The organism is Aureispira sp. CCB-E (assembly GCF_031326345.1).
GTDB lineage: Bacteria > Bacteroidota > Bacteroidia > Chitinophagales > Saprospiraceae > Aureispira.
In genome coordinates this window covers 5517959-5542743 of record NZ_CP133671.1, presented here as the reverse complement: position 1 = coordinate 5542743, position 24785 = coordinate 5517959, and the positions used below count along the sequence as shown (strand labels likewise).

Here is a 24785-nt window from a genome sequence, read left to right as displayed (position 1 = left end):
AATTATATTGAATGAACCATCATTAGGTAAGTAATTTAGATATTCTTAGCTCACTGGTCGACCATCTAAGTAAACGACCGTAGCAGCTTTAAAAGATTCTTTTTTTGTTCGAATATTTTCTTCATTAATTACTTGTTGCCATTCACAAGCAATATCACCAGGTCCAAAACCTTTCATGAGTGCAAGTTTTTCACGAGAGCCTTCATTTTCTTGGTAAACATAAGTGATAACCATGTCGGGACCACCTGATTTTAGACGAACTACTTCTCCTATTTCTGGCATAATATAAAACTGTATTAAAGTGAATATATTGTTGGGGTATCAACTCCCAACTTATTTTAGAACCAAATTTTTTGGAACCCTACAATATATAAAAATATGTTGTAGATGTATAGCTTCTTTAAGAGATTTTTAGTGAACTATTTTTGTGAGTAATGAGGTTTCTCTAGCTTTGCAATAATTCCTTGGTAGAGAAGTTTAGATGATCAAAAGATGAAAGCCACCCCTAACGACTAGAGATGGCTTTCATGATATAGACATTACTTATAAAAAAGGCACCACACATCAAAAAAGGAGCACCTTATAATAATAAGCTTGTTTATTGAACGCTTGCTGTATTTTTAGGTGCAGCAGCCATGATTTCTTCATTAGCTTGTGCTTTGTATTGCTCAAAGTTTTGAACAAAACCAAGTGCTAATTCTTGAGCTTTAGCGTCATAAGCTTCTTTATCTTCCCATGTGTTTCTTGGATTAAGTACTTCATCAGGAACATTAGGACAAGTCATTGGCATGCTCAACCCAAATACAGGCAATGTAGAAAATTCAACATTATCTAAATCTCCATTTAGTGCTGCTGCGATCATAGCACGAGTATACTTTAGTTGCATACGGCTACCAACGCCATAAGAACCACCAGACCATCCCGTGTTAACTAGCCACACATTAACATTGTGTTCTTTCATTTTCTTACCTAACATTTCAGCGTATTGTGTAGGGTGTAACGGTAAGAATGGAGCTCCAAAACAAGCAGAAAATACAGTCACAGGTTCTGTAATTCCAGCTTCTGTTCCTGCAACTTTAGCTGTGTAACCAGAGATAAAGTGGTACATAGCTTGACCAGGAGTTAATTTAGAAAGCGGAGGCAATACACCGAAGGCATCGCAAGTCAAAAAGAAAATATTTTTAGGAATACCTCCACGAGATGGCTCTAAAGCATTATCGATGTGATAAATAGGGTAGGATACACGCGTATTTTGTGTAATCTCCGTATTTTCATAATCTGGTGTTCTTGTTCCTTCGTGGAATTTGATGTTTTCCAAGATTGCACCAAATTTGATAGCATTGAAAATTTCAGGCTCTTTTTCTGCTGAAAGATCTATTGTTTTGGCATAACAACCACCCTCGAAGTTGAAGACACCTGTATCCGACCAACCATGTTCATCATCGCCAATAAGATTGCGTTTAGGATCAGCAGATAGCGTTGTTTTTCCTGTACCAGACAACCCAAAGAAAACTGCTGTATCTCCATTTTTTCCTACATTAGAAGAACAGTGCATTGATAATACATTTCTGTTGTGAGGTAGAACATAATTCAAAACAGAGAAAATACCTTTCTTGATTTCTCCTGTATAACCAGTTCCCCCAATCAAAATTACCTTGCGTGAGAAATTAACAATTGCAAAGTTGTGTTGGCGAGTGCCATCTTCCTCAGCAACAGCCATAAATTCAGGAGCACACAAAATTGTCCATTCTGGAGCTGCATTTTTAATTTCCTCTTCTGTTGGACGCATAAACATGTTGCAAGCAAACATGGCAGACCATGGTTTTTGAGCAACCAAACGAAGCGTCAAGCGATAGTTTTCATCTGCACAAACGTAAGCATCACGTACATAAACCTCTTTGTTTTCTAAGTAAGCGGTTACTTTATTATATAAAGCATCGAATTTATCAGAATCGAAAGGCATGTTGATATCATTCCAATCAACTGTATTTTCGGTGACAGCGTCTTTTACAATGAAGCGATCTTTGGGTGAACGCCCAGTAAACTCTCCTGTTTTGATCACAAGTGCACCAGAATCGGCCAAGACACCTTCCCCCATAGCGATGGTGCGTTCTACTAGATTAGGAACAGGTAAGTTCCAGTAAGCGGTTACATTCTTCAGACCAAGCGTAGTTAAATCTGCGTTGGGATTTTTAAGACCTACGTTCTTCATTAGTCGTGTTTTTTTTTGTGATAGACCTTGTAGTTATTATGATTAAGATAATAAAAGACTCTTTTGAAATTGGCAATTTATTTGCTTAAGCATAATTTCGTAAAGCTACAAAGTAATCTAAATTTAAAAATAAAGTTTTTCTTTTTTCTGAAGCTTTTAAGAGTATGGTCTGTTGTTTCTAAATAGCATCCTCTTAAAAAAAACTTCTCTGTATATTAATTATGCTCAATGACTAATACACAAAATTTTAGTTAGGTGTTCTTTATAAAATAATACGCTGATTTTAAGTGCTATTTGTATTTTTAAAGCGGCTTAAAAGCAGCATTATCTGTAAATTTACAAAAGTTTAAAGACTAGAAGTGAATTAATACCTAAAAAACTTCACTATCTTAACGAATGAATCTCTTAAATGAAGTATATGAGTAGCCAAACATTTTAATTTTTATTAAAAAAGCCAAGCATAAAATCAAGGCATTCCCAAAAGTTGCTTGTTGTTGCTACTGCACCAATAAACGATAGTACTGCATGTTGTTTGACGTTATACGAATACGTTATTATCGTTTTAGAAACAAAAAAGCAGCACACGTGGCTACGTATCCTGCTCTTGTAAAAATCATTTTTAGTTGACGTCCAATTCGATTTTATTGGTCTCCAAACGTCCTGGATATGCCTTCAAAGCTGCTTCCAAACAATCCATTGCCGTGTTCAAATCGTCAGAATTTAATACATAAGCGATGCGAGCTTCTTGTACACCCAATCCATCTGTATTGTAAAAACCTGCTCCAGGAGCCATCATAATTGTTTTGCCATTGTGTTCAAACTCTTCTAAAAGCCATTGGCAGAATTTATCACAATTATCGACAGGGAATTTAACAAAAGCATAAAACGCACCTTTAGGATTAGGACAAACAACACCCTCCATTGCTTGTAAGCGATTGATGACGGTTTGTCGACGGTGGTCGTATTCTTTGGTTAGATCTCCAAAATAACTTTGAGGGGTATCTATCAAGCCTTCTGCTAGAATTTGAGCCAAAGTAGAAGGGCTCAAGCGCGCTTGCGCTAATTTCATAGCTTCTACCATAAACGACTCATTTTTTGAAAGAACAACACCCATTCGAGCACCACAAGCACTATAACGTTTCGATATTGAGTCGATAACAATAGCATGGTTTTCCATGTTTTCTAATGCCAAAATAGAAGTATGCTTTTGTCCTTCGTAGCAAAAATCGCGATACACTTCATCTGCAATCAAAAACAAATCGTGTTTTTTTACGATGGTTCTTAGTTTTTCCAATTCTTCAACAGAATACAAATAACCTGTAGGATTGCTAGGGTTACAAATTAAAATGGCTTTGGTTTTTGGACTAATTTTCTTTTCAAAATCCTCCATTGCTGGCAATGCAAAACCATCCTTGATGTGTGCGGTAATTGGAACAATAGTGATATCTAAACTTTTTGCAAAACCATTGTAATTCGCATAAAAAGGTTCAGGAACAATAACTTCGTCTCCTGCATCTGCACAAGCAAGCATAGCAAATAACAATGCTTCAGACCCACCGTTGGTTACAATCATTTGTTCTGTATCAACAGTAACTCCGTATCGACTATAAAACTCAACAAGCTTTTCTCTATAAGAGATAAGACCAGCTGAATGTGAATAGGCAATGACTCCCAAGTCAGCTTCTTGTAGAGCATTCACGCCCGTTTGAGGAGTTATAATATCTGGTTGACCAATGTTAAGATGAAATACCTCTACGCCTCTTTTTTTTGCCGCTTCGGCATATGGAACCAATCGGCGAATAGGAGAAGAAGGAGTATTCGCTACTCTGTTTGATGTTGTTGGCATAATCCAAAAAACTTTTTTATGTAGAATAGTTTATTTTCTAATTAAAATACAAATGTACAAAAGGGTTTTTATTATTGTGAATTAAAAAAGAGAATTATCAATAAAACTGTACGTTTCACTTTAAGAGGTGTCTAAAATAACCGCTAAAGTACTCTCAGTAATGCCTTGTTCTAAATGCTTAACTCGTTTGTGTTCATATACTATGGTGGAACTCATTTGCAATACTTTTGAATAATCTATTAGGGAGAATAGGCAGATTATAATTAATAAAGACCTAAAAAAGAATACTTTGAAAAAAAGTTGACTTTTTGATATTGAAGCAAAGAGCTATTATTTTTTGCCAACAAATATATTTTAAAACTTGCTTTGAGTTGATTTTTAAAAGTTTATTTTATTATTGGAAATGCTAGTTGAAATTTATTATATTTATAATAAATCTATATTATTAAAAACGCATACAGACGACTATCTCTAAATGCTTTGTTCTTGAAGATTATTTTTTATTTTGAGTTTTTGTGATTTTTGGTCACTACTTTTTTATGGGTAGTTTGTCTTGTTGTGGCAATGGTGATTGTTCTGAGATTAATTTTGGTTGGATAAACTACGGTATAGATATTATGTATTCGGTAACCCCTTTAGAAATTAGAAGGAAGTTGTTTCTTTAGGTTTGTATGAGAAATGTATGTTATGATAGAATTGAACTCTATTCTAAAGTCTTTAGATGATATCGTGTTTTTGATCGATTCAAAATTAATATTTAAAAAATATTGGGTTGCAGATGAGCGTTCGCTGTGGATTCCTCCAGATGAATTTTTAGGTAGAGCAATTGATGAGATTTTTCCAGATGGTCTAAAAATAGATGTTGTTGCTAAAATAAAAGCTGTTTTTGAAACCAAAGAAAACAATCAAATTATATACAGTTCGCCAGACCAAAACAGCAAGCGATGGTATCGAGTTCGCCTGAATCTAATAGATGATAAAGACAAATATGGGGGGCAATATATGCTTTTGATTGTAGGAGACTGTACGCAAGAGGTAGAGCTAAAGTCTCAAAAGCGTGTTTTTGAAGGAATTGTTTCTCAGAACTGGGATTCCATCAAGTTTTTAGATTTGGATGGTGTCATACAATATATCAATCCAGCAACCAATCGTTTGTATGGTTATGATGAAAATGAATTGATTGGTCGACATGTTTCTATTTTGAACAATCAAGAAATACACCAAACCGATGCAATTAGTAAAATTGTGCAAGCAACAGGTTTTTGGTCGGGCGAATTGGTCAAAGTCAAAAAAGACAAAAGCTTGTTTAATGCTTTCTTGTCTGTACAGTTGATTCGGGATAGTATGGGGGTGCCAACTGGATATGTATCACATAGTAAGGACATTTCAAAGGAAAAAGAAACCAAAGAAAAGCTAAAGCAAATTATTGGTGAGAAAGAGGTATTGCTCAAAGATTTGAGTGTCTTTGAAAACATTGTTTCTCAAAATTGGGATGCCATTACATTTGCTAATTTAGAAGGAATTGTACAGTATATAAACCCTGCTGCCAATCGATTGTATGGTTATGAAGGAGATGAATTGATTGGGAAAAGTGTGGATGTATTTAATAGCCAAGAAAGCCATACAACAGAAGCCGTTATTCAAGCCATTCTTGATACAGGAATGTGGGCAGGAGAAATTCGTCAATTGCGGAAAGATGGAACTACCTTTGAAGCCTTTTTGTCTGTACAGTTAATTAAGGATAATGCAGGAACACCAATTGGTTATGCTTCACACAGCAAGGATATTACCAATGAAAAAGAAACAGCTCAAAAACTTAAAACAATTATCAAGGAACGTGAGACGCTTCTAAAAGAAATTCATCACAGAGTTAAGAACAACTTACAAGTTATTACGAGTCTTCTGAGTTTGCAAGCCAATACCATCAATGAAGAGGCAACCAAAGTGCTTTTTCAGCAGAGTCAATATCGGATCAATACGATGGCTATGATTCATGAAACCTTGTATCAGTCTGAAGATTTTCTTACCATAGGTTATGCTCAATACATGGAAGCTTTGATGCACTATTTGATTTTGTCAATGAAAGGTGCGAATCATAGTATTGAGTGGACTATAGAAGCCAACAACATAAAGCTAAATATTGATACAGCTATACCTCTTGGGTTGTTGATTAATGAAATTATTACCAATGCACTCAAGTATGGTTTAAAAGGAGATCAAAAAGGGGCTATTTATATTCGTCTAGAAGCCTTAGAACGCCCCAATTATGTGCTGTATATAGGCGATAATGGAAAGGGGTTTTCTAGAGATGTAAATTTCAAAACAACCAACTCTTTAGGGCTTAAATTAATCCATAATTTAGCCAAACAGCTTAGAGGCGAAATTAAACGAAATTTGACTCAAAAAGGGACACATTATGAAATGAGTTTTCAAGAAATTAACTAGGGTTATTACTTAATAGTTAGACCATTAGGTTAACATGGTTTTTAGATTTTTTTTGGCTTATTGTTGGTCAAATTATTGATAAAAAACCTTCATAATAGGGGGCGTGATGCAGCAAAAATTAAGATTTAAAATTGCTTTTTTTATTTTAAAAAAAAGGTATTTATTTTACTTGTGTACCTCCAGACTTAGAAAACCTTTTTGAAAGCTAAGAATAAGTTTGGGTATCCCCACTTAAATTTATAGGGATAAGTTGTAGAATGCGATATTTTTTATTTATATTTAAAATGATTGAGCTTGTATATGTAGTTATTATTTGATAAACATATATTTTATATATTTAGTCCTACTTAAATTAATAACTAAAACATTTTTATTGTACAAAATACAAGGCAATTATATTCCCACTTAATTAAATGTAGAGCACTAGTCAATTAAAGACTTTTTATAATTCATTGTGATATTATAAAGTCTTTCTTTGTGTATTTAAATAATATATTATATATTTGTATGTAATAGTGCGACTGGTATAGTCTATTCTAAAAGAACGGGGGTTCTCTTTTACATGGTGAAACTTAGGACATTTCATCATATTGAATAGATTTACCAGTTGCTTTTCTTCTATCATAACTATGGAAAACACACTATTAGAGGAAATTGGAGGAAAATCGGTATTAGTAGAGGTTGTTGATCGTTGGTATGAACGTATCCTGAACGACACCGAATTACTTCCGTTTTTTGAGGCAATAAATATTGATTGGCTAAAAGAAAAAATTGTCAATTTTTTAGAAGTTTTGTTGGTAGAAGAGACTTATAAAATGGGGGAGCAAATCCAGCGAGCCCATGCTCACCTAGAAATTCAAGTTTCTCACTTTAACGCTTTTATAGGTCATTTGGATATGGCACTGGATGCATCTAATATAGATAGTAATCTAGTTGAAAATATTATAGATTTGGTATTAGAAGCCAAAGAGGATGTCCTATCTTCACATAAAATAGATAACATTAATCAAGTCGATGAAAATCAAATCCAAAATATGATGTCTGGAAACGAAAATAATTACACAACTTTACTACAACAAACGATTGATAGTTCTTTTGGGAGAGTCGAGTTTGACAGAGATGGAACAATATTAGATGTCAATACTAATTTTGCCTCTATAATGAGGTATGATGATCCTAGCGAGATAGTAGGTAGACATCATTCAGTTTTTGTTGAAACAGAATATAAATCGTCTGATGAATACGAACAGTTTTGGATGGATTTGGCAAATGGAATTGCACAACACGGTGTTTTTCAGCGAAAAACAAAAGATGGTGATGTTGTTTGGGTGCAAGCTTCTTATACGCCATTATTAAGTAGAGATGGTTCTGTTATTCGGATTATCAAAATTGCAACCGATATCACAGAGGAACGTGAAGAAGCCTTAAAAGCTGCGAATCTAAAAACAGCTATAGATGGTTCTTTTGCTCGAATTGAGTTTGATCCTTATGGAAAAATATTAGATATCAATGCTAATTTCTTACATCTCTTTGGGTATGATGATAGTGATAATTTGATAGGAGAGCATCATCAAGTGTTTTTGGAACAGCGCTATGCTGATTCTGAAAATTACAAGCGTTTTTGGGAAGATTTAAGAGCAGGAGAAAGTCAAAGTGCTGATTTTAAGAGGTTTAAAAAGAGTGGAGAACCCTTGTGGATTCAAGCAATCTATGCTCCTGTTAAAAATAAAAGAGGGGAGGTTGAAAAAGTAGTTAAAATAGCTACTGATATAACTCCTCAGAAGCAATTTTTGTATGAAATTAATAAGGTTATTGTATCAGCGGGAGAAGAAGGAAAATTAGATGCTCGACTGGATGCAAGTAAAGCAACTGGTGACTGGAAAGAACTGGCAAGTTCTGTTAACTTATTGTTAGAGTCGGTGGCTATGCCTATTATGGAAATTAGTGATATTGTAGGTGCACTTGCCAAAGGAGATTTGACAGAACGTTTCGATTCTTTTATAGAAGGTGATATCAAAAATTTAGGAGATGAACTAAACGTTGCGATTGATAGTATCAATGTTTTGATGGGGCAAATTTCTCAAATAGGAAACCTAGTAGCTGCTTCCGCTGAGGAAATGTTAGTGAAAGGGGAGGAAATGAAGAATACGACTCAAGAAGTAGCTTCCGCCACTCAACAAATGGCAGAAGGAGCCCAACAGCAGGCACAACAAACAGACGAAGCAAGCAAAATGATGGACAATGTGCTAAAATCTGTTGATACTATGGCTAAGAAAGCTGGATTAATTAACAAATCTGCTTTAGAAGGACAGAAAAACTCTTCGGAAGGTTTGTCTACGATTAAGCTAGTGGCTAATAGTATGAACGAAATTCAAGACTCTGCGGTCAGTACGTCTGATTCTATCGAAATATTGTCTGAACGTTCAGAAGAAATCGCTAGTGCTTTGAGTGTTATCACCGATATCGCTGCTCAAACGAACTTATTGGCATTAAATGCAGCCATCGAAGCGGCTCGTGCTGGTGATGCTGGACGTGGTTTTGCCGTGGTAGCGGAAGAAATTAGAAAATTGGCAGAAGGTTCGAAAAAATCAGCTGTGGATATTGAAAAAGTGATTCGCGAAATTCAAAAAGATATTAGTGTTGCTTCGAAAGCAATCGATAGCATGGAGCTAAATGTAAAGAGTGGAATGCAAGCTTCGAAAGAAGCCCAATCAGTATTTGAAAGTATAGAAAAAGCAAGTCACGAAACATTGGACTTGTCCAAAGAAATTGTGGAAGCTACCGAAGGTCAAAAAGATTCTATTCATGCTACCGCTAAAAATATAGAAAAAATTGTTGTTGTAGCAGAAGAAACAGCTTCTGGAACAGAGCAGGTTGCTAGCTCTAGTAAAGTACTAAGTCAAGGTATGAATGAAGTAACTGCTACTAGCGAAGACTTAGCTAATGTAGCAAATCAACTTCAAGAAAGCATTTCTAAGTTTAAATTGCAATAATCTTTTTTCCTCTTGGATTAAAAATAGAATAGATGTCTGACAAAACAGAATATACTATAGATGATGTGAAGCGGGAGGCAGAAAATCATCAAAAAGCCAAAGAACAGTCGGAGTTAATGCAGTTGATTATTTTTAAATTGGCTGGAGAAGAATATGGGCTTCCGATAGACCAAATTAAAGAGGTAGTTTTGACTCCTCGTGTGGCTAAAATGCCTCAAACACCTCCTTATATCAAGGGCGTTGCCAATATTCGGGGCAATATCATCGCCATTATGGATTTGGAGCAAAAATTTGGCTTGGGAGATGGCTTGGAGGCTAAGGAAGCTCAAAATTATACGTTGGTCGTCGAGAACGAGGCTTTCAAAGTGGGAATTCTAGTCAAGGAAGTGCCCAATACGTTGACGATTGAAGTTGATGATATTGATAAAGCTTCTACTTTGATTCAGTATTCTTCTTTAGATGCAAGTTGTTTGGTCGGTGTTGTTAATGTAGGAGATCGAATGATTATTTTGATTGATATGGTTAAGTTGATCGAATCAGAAGGTGTTAAAACTTCTTATTCATAGTGGTAGAAGTACCCAAAAAGGTCAAATTTTTAGATTTTAAAAGTGATAAATTTAGTATAAATAAAAAACAAAATGGGTAAACGAGTTTTAATTGTAGACGACTCCCTGTATATGCGGACGATGATTAATTCTGCTTTGACAGCAGCTGGGTACGAAGTTGTGGGACAGGCTGCCAATGGAGAATCGGCAATTGATATGGCTTTGGATTTACTTCCAGATTTAATCACTTTGGATAATATCTTGCCAGATATGATTGGTACAGATATTTTGAGAGTATTAAAAGAAGATGAAAATATTCCATCTAAAGTCATTATGATTAGTGCTGTGGGGCAAGATTCTGTAATACAAGAGGGGATGAGTTTGGGTGCTGCTGCTTATATCGTTAAGCCTTTTACGACAGAGAGTTTGCTAGAGGTTATTGATAAAGAAATGCAAGAATAAATTCAGGCATCGTGAACGAGAAAAAACAGATTAGGGTGCTGGTGGCAGATGATTCTGCTCTAATGCGTATCCTAATCAACGATATTATTAATACTGATCCTGACATTCATGTTATTGGACAAGCTAATAACGGCAAAACAGCTTATTTGTTGACGCAAAAATTAAAGCCTGATGTGGTTTTAATGGACGTCAATATGGGAGAGTACGATGGTATTTATGGTGTTGTTGAAATTATGGAGCATTGTCCTACACCTATTATTATTTTATCTTCTATTGGTAATGTTGATATGAATCCTATTCTGCAAGGTCTAGAATTAGGAGCTATTGATTACCTAAATAAACCCGCTAAGAATCGGGTTAATATGGATGAAGTAAAACAGGATTTAATAGAGAAAATAAAGGTGGCGAGTACGGTTGATTTGGAAGAGGTGCGGGACGAGCCTACACCTGTAAACATTCACGAGCATTCGTTCGATAGCAAAGCTTCTTATGACTGTATTGTTTTAGGCGCTTCGACTGGAGGACCTCGATCTTTAGAAAAAATACTGACGCAACTGCCTAAGAATTTGACAATTCCAGTTGTTATTGCACAGCATATGCCTGCTAATTTTGTTCCAGCATTTGCAGATCGTTTGAATCAATTGACGCCTTTAAATGTTCGAGTGGCAGAGCAAAAAGAAGTGTTGGAGGCTGGAAATGTTTATCTGGCACCAGGAGATGTAAATTTGACCGTAGAACGAAGAGGAAAAAAGTACGTTTTTGGAAAAACAGAGCAAGAATTTTTGGCTTATAACAATCCGTCTGTTGATGGTTTGATGCTTTCTGTAGCAAAAGCTTATCAAGAAAGAGCAATAGGGGTAGTATTGACAGGGATGGGAAAAGATGGCGCGATTGGCTTGAAAGCAATGAAAGATGCTGGAAGTTATACAATTGCGCAGAGTGAGGCATCATGTATTGTTTATGGAATGCCCAAAGCTGCGGTTCAAAATCAAGCTGTAAAGCAAGTGGTGCACTTGGATGAAATTGCTGCCTTTTTGGTCAGTTGCTTGGCATAAAATAATAACATATCGTTTCGAAAGAATCGTGTTGCTCTCAAAGAGAGACTTTTAGTGTATCAAAAAACAAATGATTAGTTAATTATTAACAATGGCAAAAGAAGAGGAATATAAGGAAATGTTTCTGGCAGAAGCCGAGGAGAGTTATGAAGAACTCAATCGACTATTTACGGAATTGGAAAAAAATAACCAAAACCGATCTGCTATTGACGCCATTTTTAGAATAACACATACGCTCAAAGGCAATGCCATGGGGATGGGGTTTGATGCGATTGCTGAGTTGAGCCATGTAATGGAGGATATTTTTAATGAGGTGAAGTTGGGACGCATGAGCTTAGATTCTATGTTGTTTCAATCTTTGTTTAGAGCCAACGATGTCTTGGGTGAATTAATTCAAGCTGTAAAAACAGGTGCTACTGTTCGTTATAAAGGAATTCGTACCAAATTACAGGTTGCCCTGCGAAAGGCAAAGGCGTATTACGAGACTCAAAATGAATCCACAACCGTTCAAACGACAGAAAATAAAGAAGAGAGTAATACAGAAGAGCAGACAAATACAGAGAATAGTACGGCAGTAATAGGAGCAACAGAAGAGGGAGAAGGTGATGATGAGGATGAATCCGATGAGTTGGAACAGACAGGACATAAAATCATCCTATCGGATATGGTCCAGGTGCCTGTTCGAAAATTGGATGAGTTGCTAAATATTGTCGGGGAGTTGATTATTGAGAAGGATACTTTAATTGCTCAACGGCTGGAGGAAAAAGGGATTAATAGTGATTTGGCACGCTTACACCGCTTGACATCTGATTTGCAATATAGTGTCATGGATGTTCGCTTGGTGCAAGTTGGGTTCTTGTTTAATAAGTTTCATCGAGTATTGAGGGATGCAGCGGTTATTGAAAACAAAAAAGCAGATTTGGTGCTGGAAGGGACAGAGAGTGAGATTGACCGTAATGTGTTAAAAACAATGAGCGATTCCTTGGTGCATTTGGTTCGAAATTCTGTTGGACATGGTATAGAACCACCAGAGGAGCGACTCAAATTGGGAAAACCTGAACGAGGTGTGGTGACATTGAGGGCTAGAAATGAAAAGGATACAGTTTATATTGAAATTAGTGACGATGGGTACGGGATTGATGTAGATAAAATTAAACAGAAGGCGATAAAAAAAGGCTTGATTCCAAAAGAATACGCTCCAATTATTTCCAAAGAGGAAATTTTACTGTGCTTATTTGAGCCTGGGTTTTCAAATGCCGAAGTAGTTACGGAAATCTCTGGACGTGGGGTAGGATTGGATGTGGTTAGAATGGCAGTAGAATCTATAGGTGGAAAAATTTCGATTGAAACGGAATTGGGCAAAGGGACTACGTTTATACTCGGTTTGCCTTCTTCTATGGCTGTAAAGGCAGCGTTGTTGTTTCAGTTGAACCAACAAGAATTTGCGATTGCTTTGGCTTATACAGAAGCAGTTATTTCGATGCCTAAAAACGAAATACATAAGATTAATACAGGTTTGATTTCTACTTATTTGGGCAAGACAATATCGATTGTCTTTTTGCAAGATTTGTTTGAAATGGAAACCATGAAGGAAATAGAAGAGAAAGGAAGTTTGTACAAACGCTTTGATGAAATAGAGGGAAATCCAAACTTGGATATCGTCATTGTTAGCTACAATCATCGAATGGTTGGGCTAGTGGTAGATAAGTTGATGCAACAGAAAGAAATTGTAGAGAAAAAATTGCCTCCACCTATTGACAAAGTTGCTCTATTTAGTGGAGTGACAATACTAGGAACAGGGAGAATGTGTTTGGTACTAGATATTGTTAGTATTCTTTCACATTTATTTAGAGAAAAACGAATTGGTACCAACATCGCAGCATTAGGATAAAAAGACAAGACAACAAAATAATATGGAAGTTTTTAACAACGCAGAAATGCAAACTGCTGAAGCTATTATTAACCAAGGATTGAGTAGTGCCGCAGAGACACTTTCTTTCTTTATGAAAGAACCCATCGTCGTTGAGCAGATTGGAGTGAACAACTTAGGAATTGCAGATAAAACGCCTTTAAAATTAAGGTGTACTGGAAATGCTTATTTGTTGACAACAGAGGTGGTTGGAGAATTAGAGGGATTTTGTTGTTTGGTATTTACAGAAGAGGAAGCAGAGATGTTACAAAAGGCTGCTTTGCCTCCTGAAGTAATTAAAGATCCCGTGCTATTTGAATCTATGAAAGATGCTATCTTGTTAGAGGTTGATAATATCATTGCAGCAGCGGTTATTACTCAGTTTGCTAATTTACTGAAACGAAAAATGCACGGTTCGGTACCTCAATTGAGTCATATTGATCCAAGTACTTTTGAAGTATTTATACAGAGACGCTTGAACAACCAATCTCATGTGATCAATTTTAAAACCAATTTTTCGGCTAAAGGTAAGTCGTTTAGTCCTATGTTTTTATGGTTTATGAATGAGCCTTTTATCAATGATATCAAACAACTTAGTGCTCAAGGACAATAGATTTATTTCGGGAGTGCTGCGCAGTTGATAATCAACAAGTTGTGGATTTGTTGCGTTTTGTGTTAAAATTTTGATTATCAAATTAATATAAATGTGCTTTTTTGTCTTTTTGGGTGAAAAAGTAAACAACTAAGCGATAGCGATCTCACGACCGCAGGGAGCTACCACGAAGTAGCACCGTAGGTAATCAACGAACTACTAGAATTAAATACAATAGAATTATAAGAGAATTGCAGATTTGATATGGCAGAACACCCTAAACGACTACAGATAACCGATGAGGAATTAAATGCTTTTACAACAGCAGTAAAAACTCGTTTTGGATTAGACTTTACGAGTTACGAGCAAAAGTCACTAAAAAGAGGACTTGTTCGATTAATTGCTAAAAAAGACTTAGATTCTATGTTGGGTTTATGGGGGCAAATGCTAAGAGACAAGTCCTTAATAGTAAGTTATATAGATGAGTTGCTGGTTAATTTGACAGAGTTTTTTAGAAACTACGATTTGTGGCAAAAATTGAAAACAGATGTCCTCAAAAAAATTGGTTATCAAGATGAACTAACTATCTGGCATGCGGGTTGTTCGACAGGAGAGGAGATTTATACTATGGCGATTGTTTTAAAAGAGCACTTTATGTTGCACAAGTCAAAAGTACTGGCAACAGATTTGAGTGCTAAAGCACTTGCCCAAGCAATAGAAGGCAGCTATAGCAATATCATTTGGAACAAATGTGCCAAATCTTATGCTTTATACAATCCAAAAGGGGATGTAGAACGTTATTTTTCTAAAGAGGAGCGTAGTTTTCGAGTTGTGAATCAACTAAAAAAACATATTAGATTTCAGCGGCACAACCTAGTACAGGACGAAATGCAAGAAACTTTTAAAATTATTTTTTGTAGAAATGTAATGCTATATTTTGATAGTGTTTTAAAAATGAAGGTGTTAAAGCTTTTTTATGATGCATTAGATGATGATGGGTTTTTTATAATAGGTTATTATGACATGCTTCCATATCAATCTAAAGAAATGTTTACCTTATATTGTGCAGCAACTAGAATTTATAGGAAGAATTTGAATTATAAAAATAATACTTAATACTTAAGAAATGGATATTGTAAGTACAACGAAAGACGATATGTTGATTTTAGATTTTATCGGTCAACTAGATACAGGAACAGCCCCCAAAGCAGAGATAGAAGTAAACAAGTATTTGGAAAATAATCAAAAAATTATTTTTAATCTTGAACAAACGGCTTTTGTGAGTAGTGCAGGCTTGCGTGTTTTTTTGGGTACAGCCAAAAAGTTAAAAGCATCGGGTGGGTTGTTTAGAATTTGTAATGCGAATAACGTTGTCCAAGAAATTTTGGACATTTCAGGGTTTAGTCAAATTTTGGATGTAAAGAAAACGTTGGACGAAGCCGTGACTAATTTTAACTAAAACGGTGTTTTGGTAAATCATTATAACAATCAAGTCCTGACAATATAAATTGAATGATGGGAAAAGAAGCAAATAAATCTGATGAGGTAAACAATATCTTGGCTCAAAAGGAGCAGGAAATTGTACTACTGAAGGAAGAAAAGGTTCGAATGGAAGCGGAACTAAATCTAGCCAAAGACATTCAACTGAATATGGTGCCAATGAGCCACCCTGATTTTGGAGGACGAAAAGATTTTGAACTGTATGCAAAACTAATCTCGGCAAGAGAGGTTGGTGGCGATTTTTATGACTATTATTTGTTAGATGATACTCATTTAGGAATTGTAGTAGGAGATGTGTCAGGAAAAGGAGTAGCTGCTGGGTTTATGATGGCTGTTGGCAAGGCTTTGTTAAAGTCTAGAGCAGCAACAGATTTTTCTACTGCAAGTATTATGAGTCATGTGAACCAAGAAATGGCGACCAATAACCCTAATTACATGTTTACGACTGTTTTTATGGGAATTATTGACTTAGCAAAAAAAGAAATGGTGTATACAAATGCAGGGCACAACCCTACTTTTATTCGCCAAAAAGAAGGCAACTTGATAAAGTTGTCCACCTTGCATGGTCCTGTAGTGGCTGCAATGGAAGATATAACGTATGGAGAATCAACCATCTCCTTGTCGGTGGGAGATGTGATTTTTGCGTATACCGATGGAATTACCGAAGCACATAACAGTGCTTTAGAATTGTTTTCAGAAACTCGGTTGTGCCAATCCTTAGAGCGACCTTTCAAAAATGTAAAGGATACAGTAGAGCGATTGGTCATGGATATATTACTATTCGAACGAGGAGAAGAACAATTTGACGATATAACCGCTTTGTGTGTTGAAATAAAAGAATAAACAATGGGGGAGATACATTCAAAAAAAATTATTATTAAAAACACCATAGAGGAAGTGCAACGTGCAATTAGTGCGTTTGAAACTTTTGCGATACAGTATGATATTCCTGAAACAATTATGGTAAAGGTAAATATTGTGTTAGACGAACTGTTATCCAATATAGTTAAGTACAGCTTTCCCGATGATGACGAACACGAGATTGATATTTCAATAGAGCTGTTCACAACTGGAAAATTAATTATTCAATTGACCGATGCAGGAATACCTTTTAATCCTTTTGATACACCTGAACCAGATCTATCTATCCCCCTAGAAGATCGTGAAGTAGGTGGCTTGGGTATTCTTTTGGTGAAGAAATTGATGGATGAATACAGTTATAAGAGACAGGTGAATTTAAACATCACCTCAATGATTAAAAACAATTGTTAGAAAATAAATAAGGATGCTCAACAATAGAAAAAGTTCCCGTTCTATTGGTTGTAGTGTACAAAAGACTAGGCTATTTAAATAGCAAAGGATAAAATAAATGACAAAGAAGTTAGGAACAATACAACAATATTTTAAAGAAGATGTCACTGCGGCCTTTGGTTTAGCATTGGTCGTTCTACCTATTGCGCTCGGCATTGCTGTCGCATCTGGAGTGCCACCAATGGCAGGCGTTCTATCTGCTGTTGTAGGGGGCATTGTTGCAACTTTCTTCCGTGGGAGCCATATTACAATTAATGGACCTTCGGCGGGATTAATTGCAGTGATGTTGTCTGGCGGAATAGCACTAGGCGATGGGGAATCTTTGATTGGATTTCAATCTCTATTAGGGGCAACTATTGTTGCAGGTATAGGGCAATTGTTGTTCGGAATGCTTCGATTAGGTGAGCGAGGAGATATTATTCCAACCGCAGCAATTAACGGAATGCTGGCGGCTGTAGGATTTACAATTATTGTTACTCAGGTTCATTTGGTATTTGGTGTCTCGCTAGAAAGTGAGAGTGCTTATGAGAGCTTTTCTATGATCAAAGAGAGTTTTTGGAAGTTGAATCCAATTATCTTAATCATTAGCCTTGTTGCAGCCATTACACTATTTGTGCACAAGCAGATGAGTATAAAAATGATGCAAAGGGTACCAACACCGATTTGGATCGTTTTATTTACAATTCCAATTGTTTACTATTTTAACTTTTTTGAGACGCATTATGTACCGTTTTTTAACACGGCTTACCCTGTAGGGCCAACGTATTTGGTCGATATTCCATTAGATATAAAACAGTACCTCGTCTTTCCTAGTTTTGCAAAAATTGACCAATGGGAGTTTTGGTCGGTTGCTTTGAGTATTTTAGCTGTTTCAGCTATTGAAACTTTGGCAAGTGCCAGAGCAGTCGATAAATTAGATCCTTTGGAACGCAACACGAATTTGAATAAAGAGTTGATTGCAACAGGATTAAGTTCTATTGCTGCTGGATGTATCGGTGGTTTGCCCGTTATTACAGCAATTCCTGTTTATAATGGAGCAAAGACAAAATGGTCCAATCTTTACTATGGAATTATACTAGCACTGTTTGTTCTAATTTGTGCTCCAATTATTCGTTGGATTCCTTTAGCAGCATTGGCGGTATTATTGATTTATACAGGATACAAATTGGCAACACCCAAACTTTGGGTGGATACTTATAGAAAAGGAGACGATCAATTTTTGATTTTCTTTACTACTTTTTTTGCCACCTTAGTCTATGGATTATTGGCAGGTTTGTTTATCGGAATTGTGACAACAGTATTTAATCACTATGCCAAGTCAAACTTAAAACTTAAGAAATTTATAGATTACCTAACGCAACCTTCTATTCAAACAACACGTACTGAAAATACACACGAACTTTATGTTAAACTAGAGGGAATTGTGAATTTTGTCAATATTCCCAAATTGAAAAAAGTATTGAAGGTCAGTGCCAAAACGGAAAAGCATATCATTGTAGATATGTCTCATGCTCGTCTGATAGATTATACTGTGTTAGAGTATTTGCACGATGATGCCCCCCGCTATGATTTGCCTGATAATATTAATTTCGAATTGGTTGGTCTAGGAGCACACGATGCTTATTCCCGTCATCCTAATGCAACTAGAATACTACCTAGTGATAAAAAACCACAGTTAAACCAACGTCAAATAGCCTTAAAGACATTGTCAGAAGAAAATAATGGAGAATTTTGGCCTGAGGTTCGTTGGGATTTTCAACAATTAAAAGACTTTGAATTTTTTAAAAGCAGAACTATAGAATATACCTTTAATACAGCGAAAGGAAACTATAAGATGTTTTTTGAATGGCAGACTTGTGATATTACCTTTGAGGAAGGAGGCGTTTTCTCTAACCAAGAACGTTATACAAGTGTGTCTATTTTACACCTCCCATTTAATGCTCCCAAGTTTGTATTGCAACGAGAAGCACTTTTAGATAAAATTGGCGTGAAATTAGCCTTAAGAGAAGAGGATATTAATATGGAAGAGTATCCTGATTTCTCAGAAAAGTTTTTGCTAGAAGGTGCAGACCCCGCAGCCATACGCAAATTTTTTAACCAACCATTGGTTGAATATTTGAATAGCAACCCATATTATCATATGGAATGCAATGGTACTATGTTGTTGATTTTTAAGGAAATGCGTTTTGCTACTCCTTCAGCAATGACTCGGATGCATACATTTAGTAACGAATTGGCAGAGATATTGCTAGAAAGTTGGAAAGCACAGCCATTAGATTTAGAAGCAATGCTGTAATCCATTGCTGAGTCTTTTGAGTGCTTGGGACTTGAGCAAGACAAAATACCTACTTTTTCTTAGTAGGATGATTTTTGAGCTGCTTGAGTAGTAATATCTTGAACAATAACATCTCTTGCCCCTGAGAGAGATATATTTATTTATGAATAAAAAATAGCATTATGAATCATTATCGACTAAGTCAAAAAAACAGTTTTTCTAATCGTTATCAATTAGGGAAAGTACAATTTTGGGTTTTGGGTTTAGTTGCGCTCTTTTGCTTAGGAGCAACAACAACTTCTTATGGGCAAAAAAGAAAACGAAACAAAAAGCATATTTTGCCTTATTTAAAAGACATTAAATCCGCCGAAGAAATTTCGGAAATTTATAACAAATTTGATCGTTTAAAATACCAAGTTATTGGACATTTTAGCAATAGAGACCAAGTAGCAGCAGGTACAACAACAGAACCGCAACAAGAGTTTATTGTGATGCCTATTCTGAAAGATCGACCAGGAGAATTTTGGGTATATTTGGAGTTTTTCTCTCCAAAATTAATAGATGCTCCAATGGATCAACGGGTAGAGCAGTATGTTCAAGTAACACGAGATTCCTTTAGAATGGAGGTATACTATCTCAAAAACCCTAAGAAATATGTCAATGCATGGAAACACGCCAAGTTCCCTGACTTGAATATCAAAAAAGATTTGGTTAGAGGAGATGGCTGTGATTTGATCATTGCACACCAAGAAGACAAGCCTGGTACATTTAAGACCGTACCACCAAAAGAAATTAATTGTGAGATGTTGACAGCTGAAGGTCCTGCACGTTATGTTGATCTAGAATTTGAATTAAGCGATTCTAAATACCTCATGTGGTTCCACTTCTATAACTCTAGCAAAGAGCATTTGAAAAAAAGTGCTAAAAATGGCTTAGAATTTAAACGTTTGAAAGAAGATGAAATGGGGCATCTGTTAACAGAAAACTAAGAGTTTATCTTTGCCTAAAATGCTCCATCAATATTACTTTGATGGAGCATTTTTAATTGGGGTAGGTAAAGGAAGTTTATAATAGTCTAGCTAAATACTTTCCTATTTTTTTGCCAGCTTCTTTGTAAGCCTGACCTACTCTAATTTTAGAGAAAATTTCATCATAACTATAAATAAACCGAGGGCTTTGTGCTGCTACTTTTAAGACAGCAACTTCCTTATTAGTAGCCGTTTCAACAATTTTAATGGTAGTATGAATTTGTGCTCTTTTTCTTATAATTAGAGCATTAAATCCTAAATCTACATAATCGGTATTAACGACCATGGTGTACTTTGTCTCATCGGTATTGTCCAAGAATTGAAGTTGAGTTTTTGCGGTACGTTTGGTAAGCCAATGCAAAAATTCTGGTTGAAAATGACAGAACCTGTCATTAATCCATGCTTTGTGCCAAATTTTTCCCCTGCCCAATTTCATATTGTCGTATCGATTTACTTTTTGTAATACGTAGTTCTCTTCAGAGCCAAATTTTCCAACAGACATATTGTTATACGTAAAACGAACACCAATGGTGCTTTGGTCACTCAATAAAGCTTTTAGATCTCCCTTTTTTACATAAACTTGCGCTTTGGCATTGTGAAAAGAAAATAAACTTATAGATAGGAGCATTAAAAATATTGCGTTTTTCATTTTTTGTAGTTTAAATTTTTTGGTGATAGAAACTATTGGTTGTCAAAAAAATTAATAGTTTGCTAGTTTGTACAATGCGCATTTTAAAACAAGCTCTTGGTAATTTGATTTAGAAAACGGGATGATTTTAAAATAGGATGGGAAAGAAATTGTTAAGAAAAATCTAAATAAAAAACCTCATCAACTTTATAGCTGATGAGGCAAGTATCTATATCTGTTTGTAATTAGAGCCTAAATTTTAAACAGGCTCTTAAACTTACTCCACAGGTTTTTCTTCTGTTTTAGGAGCTTCTTCTTCCTCTTCATCATCTGAAGAAAAAATGCCATAGGCAATAAGTCCTCCAATTACAACGATAAAAAGTAATTTACCTCCGATAGAGTGCCAAAAAGATAGGGATGGCGATTCTGGTAAGGTAATATCAGCCTCCTTTGCAAGAACGTCCAATTCTTCTTTTGTCATCATCACATAACTATCGTCCTCACCTGTATAGCCACACCAACGAATGTCATAATTCCAAACAGGAATAAAGAGAATAGTCACTTGTTTGTAAATACAACCTGCATCAACATAAGTACCATCGTCCATCTGAAATTGTTCTGTGTCAGGAAAGTCTTGGACTTTAGCCATTGCTTCTCCTCCAAAGCTAAAGAATCCACCCCCTCTACGGGCTTCTGCGGATTGAGAGTTTAAAAGAGAAAATGCTAAAATTAGTAAAGTGATTGAAAATAGTTTAGACATAATTAAAGTGTTTAGAGTTTAAAAAGTGAATTAATTAGGTAAACATTAAACTGATACGATTTACTTCGTGAGCTTGGTTCGCTGCTACTGTGTGGTTTCAACAGAATAATGTTAAATGGTTGTACTATTTATCGTAATGATTGGCACAAAAAAGTATGGAATTATACGGATTGTTGATTTGATATAGTTTAAAAATAGGGTGTTGTATTATAGCACTTAGCTGCGCTACTACTTCGTGGTTTGTTGATAATCAAGTTGATATAATTTTTTTTACGAAGTAATGGTATTAAGAGGTTAGGTTTTATTATATTTTTAATAAACTATAAACCACAACAATATACTCTTTATAAAAGAAAATGTTTCAAATAGTCTGAATAGTTCTGATTTTTTTTGATTTTAGAGGCGAAATAAGACCAATCTGCTTGCAATTCATTGAGTTGAGGTCAAAAAATGCTAAAACGTTAAGAAAAAAACTAGATGAAGGAACTTGTATTGATGGATCATGATGGTGGTATAGATGATTTATTGTCTGTCTTACTCTTACTAACAATGCCTAATATTGAACTAATTGGGATTACTGTAACTCCAGCAGATTGCTTTTTGGAGCCGGCCATAGAGTCTACCTACAAGTTGTTGCAAATGACTCAAAAAGAACACATCCCTATTGGTAGAGGAACGTTTAATGGAGTCAATGCTTTTCCTAGTGAATGGAGGGCTAGACCAGAGATTGTTAATTCATTGCCTATGCTAATCAATTTACCTCCCTCACCAGATCCTTATAGTTTACCAACGGCAGTTGATTTGATGATTGCGAGTTTAGAGGCAGCAGAAGCACCTGTTAAAATTATTATGACAGGTCCTTGTTCCAATCTTGTTTTGGCAATAGAGCAAAAACCTAGCATAGCAACAAAAATTAAAGAAGTTATTTGGATGGGGGGAGCGTTTAGAACGCCTGGAAATGTTCAAACCTACCAACACAATGGCACTGCCGAGTGGAATGTTTATTGGGATCCCATTCACGCACAAAAGCTTTTTGAATTAGAATTACCATTGATTTTAATTCCGCTGGATGTTACCAATCATGTTCCTGTTGACAAGGCTTTTTTATCCAAGTTGGCGAAACAAGCTAAGTATGAACTTTCCAACTTGGCGGCACAATTTTGGGCCTTGACAGTCGATAATATCCCAAGTTATCACTATATTTATTATATGTGGGATATTCTAGCAACAAGTTATGTTGCCTTAGAGCATTATTTTGTAGTAGAAGACGTTCAAGCAGAAGTTGTGGTTCGCCCTCCTAATGCAGGGCAGACATTGTTGAGCAATTCTCCCAATAGTAGACGAGTGAAAATTGCTGTAGATGTTGATAAAGAAGTGTTTTATAAATACCTTTTTACTCAATTTAAAGCAGACTTCTTGGCAATTCCCTAAACTAGATTTTAGTGTTTTTTAGTCCAAAGGCAGGAACAAAGTGATGGGGTAACGATGAATTATAAGAGATAGAAAAGCACTTAGTAAAGTAACCTGAGTACTCAGACATCAAGAAATTAAAAAAATAAAGATGAATCCTAAAATAAAAAAAGGTAGTGCCGATACAGCCAAAGTCATCTACAATTGGAATGGGAAAAAGCTAATTATTGGAAACGCTCCGTATGGAGAAGTAGCGTATAATTTTGACGGTGCTGCCATTCGAGAAGGGAATTCGCAGTTCAATAAAGTATTGTACAATTGGGATGGAACAAATCTGCGTGTTGGCAACCAGAAATCGGGCGATATTATTTACAACTTTCACAACAATAAATTAGTAGAAGGTAGTTCGCCCTCTAATAATGTCATTTGCAACTGGCCCAATGGTTTGTTGAGGATGGGCGAGGAAGTAGAAGGCGATATTTTGTACAATTGGGATGGCGATATTCCTGCCCCTATTTTGATGATTGTTTTGATGGAGGAAGGTATTATTGATCGCCATTTATAAGTGATCAATACTTGTCTTTAGCTTCCTCAAAAAATAGTAGTACAACGCATTGACACAACGTAGCAATTTTTAATCTTTTAGAGCATCCACAGCTTCTCCAATCCCACGAATGGTCAGAGGAAACATTTTTTGCTCAGTGAATTCTTGAAGCATTTGAATAGAGCGAGTCCATTGCCATTCGTTTTGAGGCAACGGATTTAACCAGACCAAGTTTTTGAATTTTTGTTTAAAACGATCGAGCCATACAATTCCTGCTTCTTCATTATAATGTTCTACACTGCCATGCTTCATCATAATTTCATAAGGAGACATAGCCGCATCACCTACAAAAATGACTTTGTAGTCACTATTATATTTGTTGAGAACATCATAGGTAGAAATGTATTCTCCCCAACGCCGAGTACTATCTTTCCATAGCATTTCGTAAACACAATTATGAAAATAATAGAATTCTAGATTTTTGAATTCATATTTAGCCGCCGAAAAAAGCTGCGAACAAAGTTCAATATGGTCATCCATAGAACCTCCAATATCTAATAACAGCAAAACTTTAACCGTATTTTTCTTTTTGGGCAACATTTTTAGCTCCAGCATTCCCGCATTTTCAGAAGTTTTTTTGATGGTTTGTTGCAGGTCTAATTCTTCCTCTGTTCCCTCACGGGTAATTTTGCGCAAGCGTTTTAATGCCAGTTTCATATTTCGAGTCTCTAACTCTACATCGTCTTTGAGATTTTCAAAATTGCGTTTGTCCCAAACCTTGACCGCACGACGATGCCTAGATTCGTGTTGACCAATACGAATGCCTTCTGGGTTATAACCATAAGCCCCAAAAGGAGAAGTACCACCAGTACCTATCCATTTGTTTCCTCCTTGGTGTCGTTCGTTTTGTTCTTTGAAAAGCTCTTGGATGCGCTCAAGCAATTTTTGGAGTCCACCCATGGCTTTGATTTTGTCCATTTCTTCTTGGGAGAACAATCGTTCTCCGTTTTGCGTAAGCCAGTTTTCAGGGATTTCGAATAACGCTTCATCTGTAATTGTTTCAATACCTTTAAAATATAATCCAAATAGTCGATCAAAATCGTCTAAATGCTTTTCATTTTTAACAAGAGAAATGCGGCACAAGTAATAAAACTCGTCAACACTTTTTTTTATAACACCTTTATTGAGGGCTTCTAATAAGGACAAGTACTCCACCAAACTAACAGGAATGCCTTGATGTTTTAGGAGTAAGAAAAAATCTAAAAACATC

At 35.8% G+C, this 24785-nt stretch carries 21 protein-coding genes; 15 read left to right on the top strand and 6 right to left on the bottom strand.

The window, feature by feature from the left end; all coding sequences use genetic code 11:
• Positions 1-45: 45 nt before the first annotated feature.
• The 3 genes from QP953_RS21670 to QP953_RS21660 form a co-directional block, all read right to left on the bottom strand.
• Positions 46-282 carry a DUF2158 domain-containing protein gene (locus tag QP953_RS21670; RefSeq protein ID WP_052592434.1) on the bottom strand — a complete coding sequence of 79 codons (237 nt, stop codon included), beginning with the start codon at positions 280-282 and terminating at the stop codon, positions 46-48.
• 316 nt (positions 283-598) lie between these two features.
• Positions 599-2212 (bottom strand): phosphoenolpyruvate carboxykinase (ATP), encoded by a 1614-nt coding sequence (gene pckA / locus QP953_RS21665; protein WP_309552941.1) that lies wholly within the window; start codon positions 2210-2212, stop codon positions 599-601.
• A 619-nt stretch (positions 2213-2831) separates the two neighbouring features.
• Positions 2832-4058 carry a pyridoxal phosphate-dependent aminotransferase gene (locus QP953_RS21660; RefSeq protein WP_309552940.1) on the bottom strand — a complete coding sequence of 409 codons (1227 nt, stop codon included), beginning with the start codon at positions 4056-4058 and terminating at the stop codon, positions 2832-2834.
• Between the two features lie 687 nt (positions 4059-4745).
• Between QP953_RS21660 and QP953_RS21655 the strand changes: the two genes are divergently transcribed.
• From QP953_RS21655 to QP953_RS21595, 13 genes are all read left to right on the top strand, one after another.
• Positions 4746-6503 carry a PAS domain S-box protein gene (locus tag QP953_RS21655; protein WP_309552939.1) on the top strand — a complete coding sequence of 586 codons (1758 nt, stop codon included), beginning with the start codon at positions 4746-4748 and terminating at the stop codon, positions 6501-6503.
• Positions 6504-7132: 629 nt separating this feature from the next.
• Entirely contained in the window at positions 7133-9496 is a 2364-nt protein-coding gene (locus tag QP953_RS21650) for a methyl-accepting chemotaxis protein (protein WP_309552938.1), read from the top strand.
• Between the two features lie 32 nt (positions 9497-9528).
• Positions 9529-10062 carry a chemotaxis protein CheW gene (locus QP953_RS21645; protein WP_309552937.1) on the top strand — a complete coding sequence of 178 codons (534 nt, stop codon included), beginning with the start codon at positions 9529-9531 and terminating at the stop codon, positions 10060-10062.
• A 72-nt stretch (positions 10063-10134) separates the two neighbouring features.
• Positions 10135-10503 carry a response regulator gene (locus QP953_RS21640; protein ID WP_052592420.1) on the top strand — a complete coding sequence of 123 codons (369 nt, stop codon included), beginning with the start codon at positions 10135-10137 and terminating at the stop codon, positions 10501-10503.
• Between the two features lie 11 nt (positions 10504-10514).
• Positions 10515-11558, top strand: a complete 1044-nt coding sequence (locus QP953_RS21635; RefSeq protein WP_052592418.1) for a chemotaxis response regulator protein-glutamate methylesterase — start codon at positions 10515-10517, stop codon at positions 11556-11558.
• 91 nt (positions 11559-11649) lie between these two features.
• The gene (locus tag QP953_RS21630; RefSeq protein WP_309552936.1) at positions 11650-13449 is read left to right on the top strand and encodes a chemotaxis protein CheA; all 1800 of its coding nucleotides are present in this window, start codon (positions 11650-11652) and stop codon (positions 13447-13449) included.
• 22 nt (positions 13450-13471) lie between these two features.
• Entirely contained in the window at positions 13472-14080 is a 609-nt protein-coding gene (locus tag QP953_RS21625; protein WP_052592414.1) for a chemotaxis protein CheC, read from the top strand.
• Positions 14081-14323: 243 nt separating this feature from the next.
• A complete protein-coding gene (locus QP953_RS21620; protein ID WP_052592412.1) occupies positions 14324-15175 on the top strand; it encodes a protein-glutamate O-methyltransferase CheR in 852 nt (283 codons plus the stop codon).
• A gap of 10 nt (positions 15176-15185) precedes the next feature.
• Positions 15186-15518 carry an STAS domain-containing protein gene (locus QP953_RS21615; protein ID WP_052592410.1) on the top strand — a complete coding sequence of 111 codons (333 nt, stop codon included), beginning with the start codon at positions 15186-15188 and terminating at the stop codon, positions 15516-15518.
• Positions 15519-15571: 53 nt separating this feature from the next.
• Positions 15572-16402, top strand: coding sequence for a PP2C family protein-serine/threonine phosphatase (locus QP953_RS21610; RefSeq protein WP_081909433.1), 831 nt, complete (start codon positions 15572-15574; stop codon positions 16400-16402).
• A gap of 3 nt (positions 16403-16405) precedes the next feature.
• Positions 16406-16831 carry an ATP-binding protein gene (locus QP953_RS21605; RefSeq protein ID WP_309552935.1) on the top strand — a complete coding sequence of 142 codons (426 nt, stop codon included), beginning with the start codon at positions 16406-16408 and terminating at the stop codon, positions 16829-16831.
• A 97-nt stretch (positions 16832-16928) separates the two neighbouring features.
• Positions 16929-19166 (top strand): SulP family inorganic anion transporter, encoded by a 2238-nt coding sequence (locus QP953_RS21600; RefSeq protein ID WP_309552934.1) that lies wholly within the window; start codon positions 16929-16931, stop codon positions 19164-19166.
• Positions 19167-19327: 161 nt separating this feature from the next.
• Entirely contained in the window at positions 19328-20134 is an 807-nt protein-coding gene (locus QP953_RS21595) for a chromophore lyase CpcT/CpeT (protein ID WP_052592402.1), read from the top strand.
• A gap of 76 nt (positions 20135-20210) precedes the next feature.
• On the opposite strand, the gene QP953_RS21590 is transcribed toward QP953_RS21595, so the two are convergent.
• Both QP953_RS21590 and QP953_RS21585 read right to left on the bottom strand, forming a co-directional pair.
• Positions 20211-20822 (bottom strand): hypothetical protein, encoded by a 612-nt coding sequence (locus tag QP953_RS21590; protein ID WP_309552933.1) that lies wholly within the window; start codon positions 20820-20822, stop codon positions 20211-20213.
• 256 nt (positions 20823-21078) lie between these two features.
• Positions 21079-21561 carry a hypothetical protein gene (locus QP953_RS21585; RefSeq protein ID WP_052592398.1) on the bottom strand — a complete coding sequence of 161 codons (483 nt, stop codon included), beginning with the start codon at positions 21559-21561 and terminating at the stop codon, positions 21079-21081.
• A gap of 477 nt (positions 21562-22038) precedes the next feature.
• On the opposite strand from QP953_RS21585, the gene QP953_RS21580 reads away from it, so the two are divergent.
• Together QP953_RS21580 and QP953_RS21575 are read left to right on the top strand one after the other, a co-directional pair.
• The gene (locus QP953_RS21580; RefSeq protein WP_309552932.1) at positions 22039-22992 is read left to right on the top strand and encodes a nucleoside hydrolase; all 954 of its coding nucleotides are present in this window, start codon (positions 22039-22041) and stop codon (positions 22990-22992) included.
• 130 nt (positions 22993-23122) lie between these two features.
• Positions 23123-23536, top strand: a complete 414-nt coding sequence (locus QP953_RS21575) for a hypothetical protein (protein ID WP_052592394.1) — start codon at positions 23123-23125, stop codon at positions 23534-23536.
• Positions 23537-23605: 69 nt separating this feature from the next.
• Here the strand turns inward: QP953_RS21575 and QP953_RS21570 are convergent, their stop codons facing one another.
• On the bottom strand, positions 23606-24784 hold the full coding sequence (locus QP953_RS21570) for a VWA domain-containing protein (RefSeq protein WP_309552931.1): 1179 nt from the start codon (positions 24782-24784) through the stop codon (positions 23606-23608).
• Between the last annotated feature and the right edge of the window lies 1 nt (position 24785).

What these genes read in the sequence shown, in the direction of transcription:
- QP953_RS21670 (WP_052592434.1), bottom strand. Translation starts at nt 282, where the DNA reads ATGCCAGAAATAGGAGAAGTAGTTCGTCTAAAATCAGGTGGTCCCGAC.
- pckA (WP_309552941.1), bottom strand. Translation starts at nt 2,212, where the DNA reads ATGAAGAACGTAGGTCTTAAAAATCCCAACGCAGATTTAACTACGCTT.
- QP953_RS21660 (WP_309552940.1), bottom strand. Translation starts at nt 4,058, where the DNA reads ATGCCAACAACATCAAACAGAGTAGCGAATACTCCTTCTTCTCCTATT.
- QP953_RS21655 (WP_309552939.1), top strand. Translation starts at nt 4,746, where the DNA reads ATGATAGAATTGAACTCTATTCTAAAGTCTTTAGATGATATCGTGTTT.
- QP953_RS21650 (WP_309552938.1), top strand. Translation starts at nt 7,133, where the DNA reads ATGGAAAACACACTATTAGAGGAAATTGGAGGAAAATCGGTATTAGTA.
- QP953_RS21645 (WP_309552937.1), top strand. Translation starts at nt 9,529, where the DNA reads ATGTCTGACAAAACAGAATATACTATAGATGATGTGAAGCGGGAGGCA.
- QP953_RS21640 (WP_052592420.1), top strand. Translation starts at nt 10,135, where the DNA reads ATGGGTAAACGAGTTTTAATTGTAGACGACTCCCTGTATATGCGGACG.
- QP953_RS21630 (WP_309552936.1), top strand. Translation starts at nt 11,650, where the DNA reads ATGGCAAAAGAAGAGGAATATAAGGAAATGTTTCTGGCAGAAGCCGAG.
- QP953_RS21625 (WP_052592414.1), top strand. Translation starts at nt 13,472, where the DNA reads ATGGAAGTTTTTAACAACGCAGAAATGCAAACTGCTGAAGCTATTATT.
- QP953_RS21620 (WP_052592412.1), top strand. Translation starts at nt 14,324, where the DNA reads ATGGCAGAACACCCTAAACGACTACAGATAACCGATGAGGAATTAAAT.
- QP953_RS21615 (WP_052592410.1), top strand. Translation starts at nt 15,186, where the DNA reads ATGGATATTGTAAGTACAACGAAAGACGATATGTTGATTTTAGATTTT.
- QP953_RS21610 (WP_081909433.1), top strand. Translation starts at nt 15,572, where the DNA reads ATGATGGGAAAAGAAGCAAATAAATCTGATGAGGTAAACAATATCTTG.
- QP953_RS21605 (WP_309552935.1), top strand. Translation starts at nt 16,406, where the DNA reads ATGGGGGAGATACATTCAAAAAAAATTATTATTAAAAACACCATAGAG.
- QP953_RS21600 (WP_309552934.1), top strand. Translation starts at nt 16,929, where the DNA reads ATGACAAAGAAGTTAGGAACAATACAACAATATTTTAAAGAAGATGTC.
- QP953_RS21595 (WP_052592402.1), top strand. Translation starts at nt 19,328, where the DNA reads ATGAATCATTATCGACTAAGTCAAAAAAACAGTTTTTCTAATCGTTAT.
- QP953_RS21590 (WP_309552933.1), bottom strand. Translation starts at nt 20,822, where the DNA reads ATGAAAAACGCAATATTTTTAATGCTCCTATCTATAAGTTTATTTTCT.
- QP953_RS21585 (WP_052592398.1), bottom strand. Translation starts at nt 21,561, where the DNA reads ATGTCTAAACTATTTTCAATCACTTTACTAATTTTAGCATTTTCTCTT.
- QP953_RS21580 (WP_309552932.1), top strand. Translation starts at nt 22,039, where the DNA reads ATGAAGGAACTTGTATTGATGGATCATGATGGTGGTATAGATGATTTA.
- QP953_RS21575 (WP_052592394.1), top strand. Translation starts at nt 23,123, where the DNA reads ATGAATCCTAAAATAAAAAAAGGTAGTGCCGATACAGCCAAAGTCATC.
- QP953_RS21570 (WP_309552931.1), bottom strand. Translation starts at nt 24,784, where the DNA reads ATGTTTTTAGATTTTTTCTTACTCCTAAAACATCAAGGCATTCCTGTT.